Origin of the sequence: Chryseobacterium sp. CP-77 (assembly GCF_036362765.1) — a bacterium.
Classification (GTDB): Bacteria; Bacteroidota; Bacteroidia; order Flavobacteriales; family Weeksellaceae; genus Chryseobacterium; species Chryseobacterium cupriresistens.
On the sequence record NZ_CP143637.1, the window covers coordinates 3,082,453 to 3,097,121 of the forward strand.

The 14,669-nt window shown below is 37.1% G+C and carries 13 protein-coding genes; 1 reads left to right on the forward strand and 12 read right to left on the reverse strand.

The window, feature by feature from the left end; translation table 11 throughout:
- Positions 1–5: 5 nt before the first annotated feature.
- The 8 genes from V0410_RS13685 to V0410_RS13720 form a co-directional block, all read right to left on the reverse strand.
- Positions 6–371: a hypothetical protein gene (locus V0410_RS13685; protein WP_330744139.1), complete on the reverse strand. Its 366-nt coding sequence runs from the start codon at positions 369–371 to the stop codon at positions 6–8.
- Complete coding sequence (locus tag V0410_RS13690; RefSeq protein WP_442879146.1) at positions 368–2,056, reverse strand: C45 family autoproteolytic acyltransferase/hydolase; 1,689 nt, start codon at positions 2,054–2,056, stop codon at positions 368–370. Before V0410_RS13690 ends, V0410_RS13685 begins: the two co-directional genes overlap by 4 nt.
- 1 nt (position 2,057) lies before the next feature.
- The gene (locus tag V0410_RS13695) at positions 2,058–3,584 is read right to left on the reverse strand and encodes a phytoene desaturase family protein (RefSeq protein ID WP_330744141.1); all 1,527 of its coding nucleotides are present in this window, start codon (positions 3,582–3,584) and stop codon (positions 2,058–2,060) included.
- Between the two features lie 160 nt (positions 3,585–3,744).
- The gene (locus V0410_RS13700; protein ID WP_330744142.1) at positions 3,745–4,629 is read right to left on the reverse strand and encodes an LpxL/LpxP family acyltransferase; all 885 of its coding nucleotides are present in this window, start codon (positions 4,627–4,629) and stop codon (positions 3,745–3,747) included.
- Between the two features lie 119 nt (positions 4,630–4,748).
- Complete coding sequence (locus tag V0410_RS13705; RefSeq protein WP_047377388.1) at positions 4,749–5,003, reverse strand: acyl carrier protein; 255 nt, start codon at positions 5,001–5,003, stop codon at positions 4,749–4,751.
- A gap of 4 nt (positions 5,004–5,007) precedes the next feature.
- The gene (locus tag V0410_RS13710; RefSeq protein ID WP_062675965.1) at positions 5,008–6,228 is read right to left on the reverse strand and encodes a beta-ketoacyl-[acyl-carrier-protein] synthase family protein; all 1,221 of its coding nucleotides are present in this window, start codon (positions 6,226–6,228) and stop codon (positions 5,008–5,010) included.
- Positions 6,229–6,334: 106 nt separating this feature from the next.
- Complete coding sequence (fabG, locus tag V0410_RS13715; RefSeq protein ID WP_227942606.1) at positions 6,335–7,066, reverse strand: 3-oxoacyl-ACP reductase FabG; 732 nt, start codon at positions 7,064–7,066, stop codon at positions 6,335–6,337.
- A gap of 81 nt (positions 7,067–7,147) precedes the next feature.
- Positions 7,148–8,668: an HAL/PAL/TAL family ammonia-lyase gene (locus V0410_RS13720; protein ID WP_330744156.1), complete on the reverse strand. Its 1,521-nt coding sequence runs from the start codon at positions 8,666–8,668 to the stop codon at positions 7,148–7,150.
- Between the two features lie 98 nt (positions 8,669–8,766).
- On the opposite strand from V0410_RS13720, the gene V0410_RS13725 reads away from it, so the two are divergent.
- Positions 8,767–10,023 carry an NAD(P)/FAD-dependent oxidoreductase gene (locus V0410_RS13725; protein ID WP_114821690.1) on the forward strand — a complete coding sequence of 419 codons (1,257 nt, stop codon included), beginning with the start codon at positions 8,767–8,769 and terminating at the stop codon, positions 10,021–10,023.
- A gap of 35 nt (positions 10,024–10,058) precedes the next feature.
- On the opposite strand, the gene V0410_RS13730 is transcribed toward V0410_RS13725, so the two are convergent.
- The 4 genes from V0410_RS13730 to V0410_RS13745 form a co-directional block, all read right to left on the reverse strand.
- The gene (locus V0410_RS13730; protein ID WP_330744166.1) at positions 10,059–10,664 is read right to left on the reverse strand and encodes a hypothetical protein; all 606 of its coding nucleotides are present in this window, start codon (positions 10,662–10,664) and stop codon (positions 10,059–10,061) included.
- 101 nt (positions 10,665–10,765) lie between these two features.
- Positions 10,766–11,251: a hypothetical protein gene (locus V0410_RS13735; protein WP_330744168.1), complete on the reverse strand. Its 486-nt coding sequence runs from the start codon at positions 11,249–11,251 to the stop codon at positions 10,766–10,768.
- Positions 11,252–11,411: 160 nt separating this feature from the next.
- Positions 11,412–12,704, reverse strand: coding sequence for a phenylacetate--CoA ligase family protein (locus V0410_RS13740; protein ID WP_330744170.1), 1,293 nt, complete (start codon positions 12,702–12,704; stop codon positions 11,412–11,414).
- Positions 12,705–12,779: 75 nt separating this feature from the next.
- Positions 12,780–14,441, reverse strand: a complete 1,662-nt coding sequence (locus V0410_RS13745; protein ID WP_330744173.1) for a M23 family metallopeptidase — start codon at positions 14,439–14,441, stop codon at positions 12,780–12,782.
- Between the last annotated feature and the right edge of the window lie 228 nt (positions 14,442–14,669).

The following is a 14,669-nucleotide window of genomic DNA, read 5'->3' on the forward strand; positions in this document are numbered from 1 at the left end:
ATTAATTATTTAAAAACCACATCTGAAAATGAAAGTGGCGTCATCATGATGGTAACAAATATCGCAATTATTACCAAAGCCAGTTGTGTGATACGATATGTTTTTTCTCTTTCCTCTTCCTTCATTTCAAAGGTAAATTTTATTTTATCAGGTCTTCTGATAATCAACCAGATAAACACAAGAACAGCCAGATTCATCAATACGGGAAAGACAAGAAATATTTTACTCCCATAGCTGTCTTTCATACTTCCGTAACCGTGAATAATGATGTTGTCAGGTATTGAGCTGTACACGCTGCACAAATACACAGAATAACAGATGATTATAACAAAAGGAATACAGAACAGCAGTCTTATATATTTAGGGATCATTTCAGTTTCTTTAAAGTTTTCTTCAGGTATTTTTCTACATTCTTTCTATCCGGAACCGTCGTAATTTCTTTAGTCAGCGCTTTTTCAAACTCTATTTTTGCCTTTGAATATTCTTTTTTGCTAAAATAATACTTTCCTGATTGATAATAGACCAGCCAGAAATCGGGGTTCATAGCCTGATACGATGGGATAACATCATCTGTCAGCAGTGTATTTTTATCGTCAGCAGCCTCACTGATTTCTTTCCCGTACATTTTAGACAACTCATAGTTTTGAAATTCTTCAGAATCTGCAAATGGATCTCGTGGAATATTTAAGCCTGATTTTGAAAGGTCATCAGGCTGCAATCCTTTGTCTGAAAAGATTTTGTTCAGATCATAGCAAACAAATTCTCCCAGCTGATAAGGATTGGAAGAAACCCAAACCAGTTTTTTCTGTGGCGAAAATATAACAGCATGGTGTGCCAGTAGCTGATTGAGTGCTTTTTCATTACCGTAACCGATGCTTTCATCTTTTAAACCGGATCTGTTCCTTAAAATGGAAGCCATCTTTTCCGGTGTTATTTTCTTTTCTTCCTGCAAAAGCTCCTGAAGCCTTTCATAGCGGTATTCAGAATGGCTTTCCTCAATATGTTTCTGATTTCTTTTGTCGTCTTTATAAGCTTCCGACTGAAAATGATTGGTACAAAGAACTCTGCTGGTATTCTGCACGCTATATACACCGAAATTCTTAGGCGAAACTTCAATGATTACCGCATTTTTGTCTGCAGCGCTTCCCACCAGAATAGATTCAGAAACAAATACTTTTCTTTTTTTAGCAATCGCAATGGCTTCTTCTATAGTTTTAGCATACTGTAAAATCTCTCTTGTAACAAGGGAAATCGGAGTCTTTGCCGTTAAAGGAATTTTTGATTTTCCGGCATTAATGGTTACTGTAATTCCTTCCTTATTCATTCCTGAAACTACTCCAATCATTCCCGGCCAGCTTACCGACATGTAAGGAATTCCTTCATCGGGTTGCACAAATTCTACCAGCTTGTTTTTTGAAAAATCGTCTCCCACATAAAAGTCGAAATTTCTTCCGATTAGCAAATCTCCATCTTCCGTATTCTCATTCCATACAGCAAGAGAAGTACAGCCCACCATGGCCAGATCCTGCATCGCATGTCCGATATCATGAGCTCCGTGCAGATAAAGGCTTCTTAAATATTTAGGAGCAATAAAATCATACTGATCCGAGGAATATTGTGACAAACCATATAATTCTGCCTGATAATCTTCTCTTACATTGAGGTACATTTTTCTGTTATACCATTTTAAAAAGCCTCTTAATATCCTTTGTCTGAATTTTGAAGGGACAAAACCTTCCACTTTTGAAAAGAAAATGCTTTCCTGCTTCTGCATTAAGCTTTGTGTCAATGCTCCATTATTATATCCTAATTGTAAAGGATTTCCCTTAATATAAAGTTCCCAGAGCTGTTGTTTATTTTTGGTAAGATAATTCTGATTATAGCTGAAAGTGCTGTCGTTGATTCTGGTAATTTTTGGAACCTCCAGAGCATATTGCTTTACCTCAGGAATATGCCGGATAGATTTTGATATTCCGCAGGATATGAAGAAAAAACAAAGAGTGAGATAAAGAAAGGTTCTTTGAACGGAAGTATAAATGGTTTTAGTTTTTTTCACTTTAGTTTTTATTAATCATTTGTGTCAACCGCATGTCTATCGTTTCTTTTCCGATAATTTCAGCACAGGTGTTAAAAGCTCCGATCGTAACACCTAAGATACCATGCATATTCACGGATTGTCCGGTCAGAAAAAGATTGTCAATTTTAGTACGGGGAGAAACCATTGTTTTAAGGGGATTCTCTGAGCTTTTCATGTATCCGTACATATTTCCTTCGAAATTACCAATATAGTCCCTGTAAGACAAGGGAGAAGAAGTATAGAGTGTTTTAACAGCATGTCTTATATTGGGAATTTTCTTTTCCAGGGCATCAAGCATTTTTTCAGTCTTTTCAAGCTTAAACCTTTCATACGCTTCTCCTCTTTCATGCTCATCTGCAACGGTATTGAATGTATTTTCCCATTCTTTAACCTCATCAAAATCCATATAAGAAATCGCGGTAAGACTTTCCGCAAATTCAGGATGATATTTTGAAGGCGTAGATGAAAGCATATAGGTTTCCGGCCACGATTCTTTTTGATACTGGAATGCGTTCCATACCAGATCTTCTGATGAATAATAATATCTGTTATAATTAAAATTCGGGAGGCTGTGAGGTTTTAAAACCAGATAAATACTAAAACACGAAGAAACGGGCTTCCAGCTTAAAACCCGGTTCAGAAAGGATTTTTTCAGTCTTTCCTCGCCTATCAGTTTGATGGTGGAGCGTATTTCTATATTTGATATAAATTGTTTTGCCTCGTATTCTTTTCCTGCTTTTGTCTTAACGGAGGTCAATATATTAGTTTCGTTAAAAACAAATTCAGAAACTTCCGAGTGTTTGTGTACCTCTGCTCCATACTCCCGTAGTTTTCTGATTAAAAGTTTAGAGATCTGGCTTCCTCCTTTCACACATTTGTAAGCACTTTGGATATAAGAATTTACCGTTAAGGCATGTACATAAAAGGGAACATTTTCAGAATCCCCGGCATATAAAAAGTTGGAACCCAGCAAAACCGACTGCAGTTTTTTATTCTGGGTAACAGACTCAATGAATCTTTTAGTATTGAGGTGCAGGATTTCTTCGTTGTAACTGTCCTTTCCTACTACATGATATCTTGGAAACTGGCTGCATACATATTGAATTTCTTCACAATAGTTTTCAAGGTTTTCTTTTTCTTCAGGGAAATATTTTGAAAGCTGTTCAACAAAATTCTCATAGCCCTGAGCATGCGGATACTCTATTTCATCATCACCGAAACTGATTCTGTCATAGCCATCTTCATCCATCAGCTGAAGTTCAAGGTCATCCATGATTTCCAGATAGGAAAAAAAACGGTTCAGATTCTGCCCTTTGGATAAACCTCCCAGATAGTGGACTCCTGTATCGAAAATAAGCTTATTCCTTGAAAAAGTCTGAAGATTTCCGCCATATTGGTTGTTTTTCTCGAGAACACATACTTTCAGACCTTCTTTCGCCAAAATAAGAGCCGAAACAAGACCTCCCAATCCACTGCCGATTACAAGTATGTCGTATGCTTTCTTCAAAAGAGAATGTGCTTTTAATAATTAAGAAACAGGGAATTTAAGATATTTAAAGTTTACTTTGGTAAAGTAAGCATAGAAACTTTATGGGTTCTCTTAAATCTCGGTAAATCTTAATGGTTTTTTAGTTTTTATTCGTTTTTACGGGATAAAAATAGAAAAATTAATCAACATCATCCCAAAAATCAAAATAATTAAACCATTGAAGCGGGTATTTTTTCACCATGGTTTCAAGATTCTGGACATAAGACTGTAAAAGTCCCTGTGAATCACGGTTTTTGATATTCTGGGCCACTCTTGCATACAGATGGTAATGAAGATTATTCTCTTTCATCACATACACATAGACTACGGGAACGCCTAACCTTGAGGCGATCAAAAACGGACCGGCTGGAAATTTTGCACTTTTCCCCAACAGTTCTGCTTCCAGATATTTGGATCCTTCAAAATAACGGTCTCCGGTAAAGCAGATAAGTTCATTATTGGACAAAGCCTGATTGATCTCAAAGATATGAGACATGTCCTCCTTCACGTAAATAAACTTGATATTACTCTTTTTTACCGCAACACTTTCCAGATATTCCTTGATGACGGTCACTTCCTGATCTGTAGTCAACAGATTGATCTGGCAGTCAAAATCAATATCGGCAAAAAAGTGTTCCGCAATTTCAAAATTACCGATATGGGCACTGATCAGCACTCCTCCTTTTTTAGCGGCTAAAAGATTTCTGAGATTTTCAATACCGTCAAATTCGTAGGTATATTTTTCTCTGAGTCCGGCAGAAATCGCAGTTTTATCAATCAGAACTTTTCCGAAGGTAAAATAGCTTTTAAAGATGGAAGTTTTGGATTTCCAGTATCCATAGTTCAGTCTTTTCTGAAAATAATAAAGAATGTATTGATTGCTTTTCTTCTGAAACAGGGAATAATAAGCGGCTACAAAATACAGCACCCCATATGAACTTCTGATCCCGATATTTCTAATACACCAGACAAATATTCTGTATCCGAGTACTGTTCCTTTAGATTTACCTTTCCACTTGTTCATATCTAGAATTTAATATAACAGAGAGCCAATGTAATAATACCCTTTTGAAGTGTCCGTTACCGGATCACTGTGATATTGTTACATTGGCACATTTTATAGAATAAAGATTTACTCAATAACTACGCGTTTTTTTCAGCAATCTTATTTTCAATGGTTGTATAGAAATCATCAAATGTTACCATTTTTTTGAAATCTGCTTCTCCTAATTTCACCCCGAAATTGGATTCAATCACGACTACCATGTCGATATAATCTAAGCTGTCTAAGCCCAGTGTATTTTTAAGGTTGGCATCGTTACTGATTTCGTCTCCGTCTACCTCGAATTCGTTGACAAGAAAATCATTAACAATAGCAACAATTTTTTCCCTTTCCATGTTTTTAATCAAATTTTTTAACTATTAGTGCAGAATTGGTTCCCCCAAACCCAAAAGAATTCGACAAAAATACATCAATTTTTTGATTTTTTGTTTTTGCAACTAAATTTATCTTTTGCGCTTCATTATCAGGGTTTTCCAGATTGATATTCGGAGCAACAAAATCGTTCTGCATCATCAGAATGGAGTAGATCACTTCACTTGCACCTGCCATCCAGCACTCGTGTCCGGTCATAGATTTGGTAGAACTTACCGGAACTTCACTGCCGAAAATCTCATAGATGGCTTTCGCTTCGTTGGCATCACCAATTGGAGTAGAAGTTGCGTGAGCATTGATATAATCGATGTCTGAAGCTTTTAATCCTGACTGTTTTAAGGCTCTGTCCATTGCCAAAGCCGGCCCGTCTACATTAGGGGTTGAAATATGGCCTCCGTTGGAAGAAAAACCATATCCGATAATTTCAGCAATAATCGGAGCGCCTCTTCTTTGGGCAGATTCCAAGCTTTCAACAATCAGACTGGCTGCACCGCCACTTGGAATCAATCCGTCTCTTTCTGCATCAAAAGGTCTGGATGCTTTTGCAGGCTCATCTTCTCTGGCTGAGAACACTCCCAATCCGTCAAAGCTCGCCATGGAATATTTGTTGGTTTCCTGAGCACCACCACAGATAATCATATCCTGAAAACCATTTTTGATCATCATATAAGCCAGTCCTAATGAATGCGAACCGCTTGCACATGCTGCACTGATGGTAAGATTAATCCCTTTCAGCTTAAAAATAGTTGAAAGGTTCATCGTTACTGTTGAGTTCATTGATTTGAAGATCGCTCCCGATCCCATCAATGTCGTATCTTTCTTTTCCCTTGCAATATCGATAGATTCTACGACTGCCTGGGAAACACTGTCATTTCCGTACAAGATCCCCACTTCATGAGCATCTAAGAATTCTTCATCCAGATTCGCCTGTTTTAAAGCATCCAGGGTAGCAAGATAAGCATATTCGCTTTCTTCTCCCATACTGACACGCTGGCGTCTGTTTAAAAGATTTTTCAGATCAGGCTTCGGAACTACTCCTGTAAGGCCAGACCTGAAACCAAATTCTTTTCTGTCCTGATCTAAAACAATACCGGATTTTCCTTGATATAGGGATTCCCTGACCTCTTCTAAAGACGTCCCGATGCAGGAATAAATTCCCATTCCGGTAATTACAACCCTATTTTCCATTTGTTTATATTGAATTTAACAATGTATCAGTCTAGTAATGTAACAATCTTTTCATTGATATCAATCAACATTGGTACACCGGTACATTGGTATATTGTTAGATTATTTATGAATAAATTCCTCCGTTAATATTTATCACTTCTCCTGTTATGTAGGAAGATTTTTTAGATGCTAAAAATGCGACAAGATCCGCCACTTCTTCTGCTTCTCCGAATCTGTTGGCAGGAATCATTGCTTTAAGCTCATCTTCATTAAACTCCTGGGTCATATCCGTTTTGATGAAACCCGGTGCAACGGCATTTACCGTAACATTTCTTTTGGCAACTTCCTGAGCAAGAGCCTTTGTAGCTCCTACCAAAGCTCCTTTCGCAGCGGAATAATTCGTCTGCCCGGCGGTTCCTTTTACTCCGGATACAGAAACCATATTGATAATTCTTCCGTATTTGTTACGAAGCAGCTTTTGAATAAAGAAATTAGTCACATTGAAGAATCCGTCCAGACTTGTATTGATCACACTGTTCCAGTCTTCCTTCTGCATCCACATAAAAAGACCGTCTCTTGTGATTCCGGCATTATTGACGATCACTTCTACCACGGCATCAGGATTTTTCTCCTGCCACTCCGTTAAAACAGCTTGTGTTTCTTCGGTGTTTCCTACATCAAATTTAAGAATTTCTCCGGTAGCGCCCAATTCTTCCACTTTAGCCAACGTTTCTTTGGCTGCCGTTTCATTTGAAGCGTAGTTGATAAGGATGTGATAGTTTTTCTCTTCTGCCAGTTTTATACAGATTGCCCTCCCGATTCCTCTGGAGCCACCTGTTACAATTGCACATTTCATGCGTTAGTGTTTATATCGTTTTTAGTTTTTTAAGTTGATGCTGGAAGCCTTTTTTAAAAGACAATTGATGGCAACCAATAGTTACATTCCTTTCAGATATTTCTTTACTTCCTCCAGATACGGATACATGACCATATCATCTGAAAAAGCAGGAATAATTTTTCTGATATCATCATACAGTTCTTTTGTAGAGGATGAAACCTTATCCTGAAATCCAAGATATTCAACCGCCTGAATGATAGTAATTGCTTCAATGGCCAAAACTTCAAAAGCATTTTCAATGACTTTTCTGCAAATCACCGCAGCATTTGTTCCCATACTAACGATATCCTGGTTATCATTATTGTTTGGAATACTGTGAACATACATAGAGTTTGACAGCATCTGGCTTTCTGCCGTAGTAGAAGTTGCCGTAAACTGTACTCCCTGCATCCCGAAATTGAAACCTAATTTACCTAAATTGACAAAAGGAGGCAAAATTTCATTGATTTTGGCATTCAGAAGGTAGTTTAATTGTCTTTCTGCAAGCATGGTAAGTTTGGTTACCACAATTTTAAGCTTGTCCATTTCCAAAGAGATATAATCTCCATGGAAGTTTCCTCCGTGATACACATGCTGATCTTCAACGTTGATAATTGGGTTGTCATTCGCTGAATTGATCTCATTTTCAAGAACTTTCTCGGTATATTCCAACGTATCCAATACCGGACCTAAGATCTGAGGAACACATCGTAAAGAATAATATTCCTGTACTTTTTCCTTGAAAACTTTTTCCTGCTCTTCAAAATGAGTATAAAGATGCTCTTCTCTTTTTCTGATCAGTTTACTGTCTGCCAGATGAGCACGCATTCTTTCTGCCACTTTCTGCTGGCCGTAATGTCTTTTGGTTCCGTTCAACGCCTCTGACAGGTGATCATCATAAGCCTGTACAATCTCATTGATCGCACAAGAAAGTCTGAGAGAAATATCAGTAAGTTGATTGGCTTTATAAGCATTCACAATACCGATTCCTGACATCACGGAAGTTCCGTTCATCAAAGCAAGACCTTCACGGATTTCAACTTTTATCGGTTCTAAACCTTCAGTTTCAAAAACCTCTTTGGTAGATTTTCGTTCTCCATTGTAAAAAACTTCTCCTTCTCCAATCAATACCAAAGCCAGGTGAGCCAGCTGAACAAGGTCACCACTTGCTCCTACTCCTCCATGTTCAAAGATCAGTGGAGTAATATCTCTGTTGATCAGTTCCTGAAGAAGATAGATAACAGACTGGTGCACTCCTGAATTCCCTAATGATAAGGTATTCAATCTTGCCAGCATACATGCTTTTACTTCTTCCGCAGGCAAAGGATTTCCAATTCCTGAAGAATGGCTTCTGATCAGGTTATACTGAAGCTGGTGGGTGTCTTCATCACTGATTTTAAACTGAGCCATGGGCCCAAAACCGGTGTTCACACCATATATTACTTTATTTTTTGAAAACTCTTTTAAAAACTGAAAACTTTTATCCACTCTTGATAAAAGTGATTCATCCAGTTCTATTTTTTCATTCTCAATGATAATTTTTTGAAAGTCTTTCAGTTCTAAAAAGTTATTTATTTTCATCAATTAAAAGTAATAGTTGATAATTTTGTAAAATATTAATTATTTGTCACTAATTTTGCGGCAAAGATAAAAGTTATTATTAAAATAAAAAATCAAAGATGAGCAAAGAATTTGTTGACGTTCTTGTAATCGGAGCCGGACCCTCCGGATGCGTGTCTTCTTCGTACCTGAAGAACAATAATGTCAGCGTAAAAGTAGTTGAAAAAACAAAATTCCCCAGACTCGTAGTTGGAGAAAGCTTAATTCCAAGGGTAATGGACCACTTTGAGGAGGCCGGACTTTTCCCTGCATTAGACAAAATGGGCTTTGAAAAAAAGCTTGGGGCTCGTTTCCTTCGTGGTGAGGAAGTCTGCATTTTTGATTTCAGCAACAAATTCGGGGAAGGCTGGGACTGGACCTGGCAGGTTCCAAGAGCTGATTTTGATAATACGCTTGCTCAGGAAGTCATTAACAAAGGAATTGATCTTGAGTTTGAAACTGAAGTGATAGATATCAAATTTGACGGAACAGATTCTATAACTACGGTAAGAAACAAGGATGGAGAAACAAAAGAAATCCACGCCAAATTCGTTATCGATTCCAGTGGCTACGGAAGAGTACTGCCTCGTCTGCTTGATCTTGAAAAACCTTCAAAACTGTCCCCTCACTCTGCCATTTTCTCTCATGTAAACGATATCAACAGAGAACCTGGAGAGGAAGGAACTTTGATTTCTTTTGACATTATTGAAACAGAAGTATGGCTTTGGGTAATTCCTTTTTCCAACGGAAACACAAGTTTAGGAATTGTAGGCCCTACTGAATATATCGATAAATTATCTGAAAACGGAGATACAACGGAAGCATTAAGAAAAGCGATTTCTCTTTCTGAATATTACGTAAAACGTTTTGGAAATGTAGATTTCCTTTTTGAACCTAAACATCTGAAAGATTATTCATGTTCGGTTAAAAGTTTATTCGGAGACGGATTTGCTTTAACAGGAAATGCTTCAGAATTCCTTGATCCGGTTTTTTCTTCAGGAATGGCTTTTGCCACAGAATCCGGAATGCTTGCCGCCAAACTCGCGTTAAGACAATTAAACGGAGAAAAAATTGACTGGCAGAAAGAATATACAGATTATATTTTATACGGAGTAGATGTTTTCACCACCTATGTAAAAGAATGGTATACCGGAAATCTTCAGGAGCTATTCTTCCATCAGCCGGAAAATCCGGACGTCAAGAAAAAGATCTGTGCTGTTTTAGCAGGCTATGTCTGGAATAAAGACAATCCTTTTGTGAGAAAGCACGATACGGTAATTAAAAATCTTGCGAACCTGATCAAGCTGGAAAAACAGGAGCAGCAAAATCAAGCATAACAAAAACGGTCTGAAAAAATTCAGACCGTTTTTGTTTATTTTATAACTTCTTTGATTTCCTTTCCCAATTTTTTTCCGGTAACTTCATAGGCCGCAGCTATTCTTCCGTATTCCCATGCAAATTGTTTATTCATTTGCTTGCCTCCTATTTTATCTGCTTGTAATCTCATCACTACTTTCGAAGGATCATCAGTTTCCACAAACTTCATATCTGCTGTTAATTTTGCTTCCTGAGAACCTATCATTCCGCCATACCAGCCGGCATAAATCCATTTTGCATCAATAATCAGCGTGTATTTTGTGTTTGTATCCTTTTTGAAAACTACTTTTTTGGATTTCCCATTTATGCCTTTAAGGAAATAGTCCAAATATTCGGAATTTTTAAACTGTCCCCACTGATAAATCCAGTTTTTCCATACAGCTTCGCTTTTTTTGGCTGTAATATCCGCTTTCCTGTTTTCCAGGTATTGAGTTTCCGTCATGTTCTTCTCCTGATAGACTGCATTATCAAACACCAACTGAACATTCACTTCGTTTTGATCTTTTAAAAAATCAAAATTTCCGGATTCGACTTTAATTTGATTTTGGGCAAAAGCCACCACTCCAATTGCCATGAACAGCAATAACAATAATTTTCTCATATTTTTTAAATTAGTTTTTATTTAAGCGCCCAAATATATTTACTTTTATTGATAAGTAACAGAAAAAAACAGTCTGAAAGTTCAGACCGTTTTGTACAAAATTATTTCAATTTATCTTCTTTCTTTATCTTATCATCTTCTGCCATCATTTTTGTATGATCTTCTGTCATTTTTGTATGTTCCCGTATCAGTTCTTCATCCTCTTTCATCATTCGATCATGATCAGCTTTCAACTGATTGATGTCAAAATTTTCAGTTGCATGCTTTTTCTCCAGTTCATCATGTTTTTTTATAATTTCAGAATGCCTGATAAGCAGGTCTGTATGCTGCTGCAGAATATCCTTATGCAAAGCCTCTATTTTGTTATGCTCACTGGTAGCAGGTTCATTCTGCAGGTGATGAATACTGGTAAAAGCAGCATGTTCTTTTTCCATTACCGAATGAGCTGCTTCTAATTTGCTATGATCAGATTTCAATTTAGCATGTGCTGCCGAGAGTTCTTTTTCAAGTTCATTACCTTGTTTTTTACATGATACTAATGCAAGGCCTATAGTTAAGCCAGCCATCAGAATTAATTTTTTTTTCATTTTTTTATGTTTAATTCCCGTAAAATTACTCAATAAGACTCTAAATAACGGATTTTCGTAAAAAAGACATTTTATTGATCTAGTAAGAAAAAATCCGGCTAATTTAAGCCGGAATAAGTGTAAAATAAAAAGAATAATATTAATTTTTAAGAAAAGCAGATCAGCGTAAATCAATAAAATTAATCGGTTTTCTGCTGTTTGGATTAAAAACTGCTTTAGAAAGAATATCAAAATCGATGATTTCAATTTTAGGACTTACTCTCAATTTTGCACGGAAGTGGTCTCTTACTTCATTGACAAACCCTTCATGATCTGCTTCTGTACTAAGTTTAATGATAATCTCATCAAGTCCGATTTCGTTGGCATGAATCACAATCTGGTAGCATAAGATATTATTAAAATCATTTAAAATATCATTCATAGCAGGAGGATACAGCGTTGTCCCTTTGTATTTGATCATCTGCTGCTTTCTTCCTACAACAGGTCCTAATCTCATTGTATTTCTTCCACACTTGCATGGCTCATAGTGGGCTTTTACAAGATCTCCGGTTTTAAACCTCAACAAAGGAATGGCTTCCACTCCCAAAGTCGTAATCGTAAGTTCTCCGCTTTCTCCTTTTTTTACAGGATTTCCTTCATCATCCAGAATTTCTGTAATAATCAGTTCCGGATGGTGATGTCCTCCGATCTGGAATTCACATTCTGTAAAGGCAGTGCTCATTTCGGTAGAAGCATAGGTGGAAAAGAGTTTGATGTCCCATTTTTCTTTGATTTTCTGTGAAAGAATATTGTCTGTAAAATCCTGATTTTTGATACTTTCTCCAATGCAAACAGCACCGTAAACACCTGAATTTTTATAATCCAGTCCATGTTTTTCGGCATAATCAATCATTTTCAACAGAAAAGAAGGAACGGTGATCAGATATCTGGGTTTGTATCTGAAGATAGAATCCCATTGCAGTTCAGGAATTCCCGGTCCCATTCTTACTACGCTTGCCCCCATTTTTCTTAAACCAAGAAAATAAGCAAGCCCAGCCATAAACCTTTTATCTATGGTGGTAATCATCTGCACAACATCTCCTTTCTGAATTCCTGCACAGGCAAAAGATATCGCTTCATTGTACGCAAGCCTTTCCAGATCACTGTCGGACAATCCGAAAGTCACCGGATCTCCCAATGTTCCGGAAGTGGTGCTGTAATCCACAATTTTATGCGGTGGTATGCAGAAAAAATCATGATTGTACTGCTGAAGATCATTCTTTGTGGTGGTAGGAATCTTCTGAAGATCTTCCAAAGTACGAATATCCTCAATACTAATATTATTTTCTTTGAACAGTTTCTGATAAAACGGCGAATGAGTTTCAAGATAGATCAAAAGTTCACGAAGTTTTTCTTCCTGAAACAATTTGATTTCCTGAATCCCTGCTTTCTCGATTGACGGATGAAATTCCAATGATTTTAATTTTTAAAAAGCAAATTTATCTAATTAAAATTAAAAGATTTAAAGATTCAAGTATTAAAAGATGAATTATCTCTTAAACGTAAAAGTTTGTGTATTGGTATTCCCGGCGGTATTGATGGTTGTTACTTTTAAAGTATGAGAACCGCTTCCTTTAGGAGATTTTTCATCAAAAGTGTAGACAAAATTGTCTTTTACTCTCGCAAACCTCAGCCATTTACCATCCAGTTCGGCACGAAATGATACAATATCTCCCACTTTCGTTGTTCCCTTTAAAAGTAATGAACTGCTATTAACCAATACTCCTTCTGCCCAGCCTGATGAAACGGATGGAAGATTATTGTCAATCAACAATTTCGCCGTACCCAATCTGTTGAATTTCCCTTCTGCCCAGTCACCATTCCATTTTGCTTTTACAAAATCTTTATCACTTCCGTAATCAAGAACAATAACTGTCTTATCTTTTTCTGTATTGGTTAATTTTCTATTCGGTTTTGTTTTCAAGGTATATTCACCCTGAACGGGAATGTATGGATTATGCAAAACAATGGTATTTGAAACAGCATTCGGATCTGTATCCGGTTTTTCATAGGCATTGAAATTTACTGCATCATACATGGCATTTTTACTGAAAGCAATCTCTGTATTTTCTGTGGTAATGGTTTTCGCTTCGTTAGCCATTATTGTTTTTCCCGTGGAAGATATTTTATCTGAAGTTGTATTTAACTGGAGTTTTGTTGTTAAGCGGCTTGTATTTCCTTTGACGTCTCTCAGAACAATCTCAATGGCATGAACATTTTCATCCTGAAGTTTGATAATCCCACTTAAGTTTGGAAGACTATAATTCTGAAGATGCATTCCTGGTAAATCGGACAGGTGCTGAATTCCCATTTTATCCCTGATGAATTTGGTATAGTCTATACAGCCGTTGATATACCGGGTATCATCATAATGAATTTTATCAGTTTTTAAACTATAAATCAGCTTACCGTCCATGAATAATTCCGCATTATATATACCCAGATTAAAACCTTGATTAGCTTTATCAACGGCTTTAACGCCCAAACTTATCTCCGGAGAACTCACCTGAACAAGATTAGACGTATAAGCATTTCCAGCTTTTTTTACGGCAATACTATTCGCACCGGGTTCATACGTACTGAAACGTCGGTCATACCAATACAATCCGCTAATAATCGGGGCAATATTATCAGGAATGGCAAAGCCAAAAAGTAACGGATTTAAGCATTCCTCTGTTTTGGTATCTCTTATTTCAAAATGAAGATGCGGGCCAGCAGATCCTCCGGTATTTCCACTCAATGCAATCTGTTGCCCTTTCTCCACAGGAAACTGTCCGGGCTGAAAAGTAATATCCTGCTCCCACTTTTCGTCTTTATATTGTTTTTCCTTTACATATTCATCCAGTTTACTGAAGTATTTATTCAGGTGGGCATATACTGTGGTATAACCGTTGGGATGAGTGATGTACACTGCATTTCCAAATCCGTAACGCTCTACTTTTATTCTGCTTACATAGCCTTCTGCGGCTGCAAGAACCGGCAGATTTTCCTGACTGTTGGTCCTTAAGTCAAGTCCCATATGAAAGTGATTAGTCCTGATAGCTCCAAAATTGGCAGCCAGCTGCATGGGAATGTTGAGTGGATTCCTGAAATAATTTTGTGGATAATTATTTTGAGCCTGAGTGATGATACTGCTAATTAAACAAATCATAAATATCAGTTGGGGAAAGATTTTCATACAGCATTTGAGTTTATAGATCTACTTAAATGTACAAAATTTCGGCCAATCCGTGCTTCGTACTCTAGCCAATCTTCGAATCAATTTTGTTTTTCCCACCCCATATTTCCCCTGCTGAGTGAAACGCCTTTGCGACCGATCTTACATTATCCATACATCTTTGTGAACTTTGCGCAATCATTAGGTTTTGGCTAAAGCCGT

Coding starts and splice junctions, on each gene's coding strand:
- V0410_RS13685 (WP_330744139.1), bottom strand. CDS start 371: ATGATCCCTAAATATATAAGACTGCTGTTCTGTATTCCTTTTGTTATA.
- V0410_RS13700 (WP_330744142.1), bottom strand. CDS start 4,629: ATGAACAAGTGGAAAGGTAAATCTAAAGGAACAGTACTCGGATACAGA.
- V0410_RS13705 (WP_047377388.1), bottom strand. CDS start 5,003: ATGGAAAGGGAAAAAATTGTTGCTATTGTTAATGATTTTCTTGTCAAC.
- V0410_RS13710 (WP_062675965.1), bottom strand. CDS start 6,228: ATGGAAAATAGGGTTGTAATTACCGGAATGGGAATTTATTCCTGCATC.
- fabG (WP_227942606.1), bottom strand. CDS start 7,066: ATGAAATGTGCAATTGTAACAGGTGGCTCCAGAGGAATCGGGAGGGCA.
- V0410_RS13720 (WP_330744156.1), bottom strand. CDS start 8,668: ATGAAAATAAATAACTTTTTAGAACTGAAAGACTTTCAAAAAATTATC.
- V0410_RS13725 (WP_114821690.1), top strand. CDS start 8,767: ATGAGCAAAGAATTTGTTGACGTTCTTGTAATCGGAGCCGGACCCTCC.
- V0410_RS13730 (WP_330744166.1), bottom strand. CDS start 10,664: ATGAGAAAATTATTGTTATTGCTGTTCATGGCAATTGGAGTGGTGGCT.
- V0410_RS13735 (WP_330744168.1), bottom strand. CDS start 11,251: ATGAAAAAAAAATTAATTCTGATGGCTGGCTTAACTATAGGCCTTGCA.
- V0410_RS13745 (WP_330744173.1), bottom strand. CDS start 14,441: ATGATTTGTTTAATTAGCAGTATCATCACTCAGGCTCAAAATAATTAT.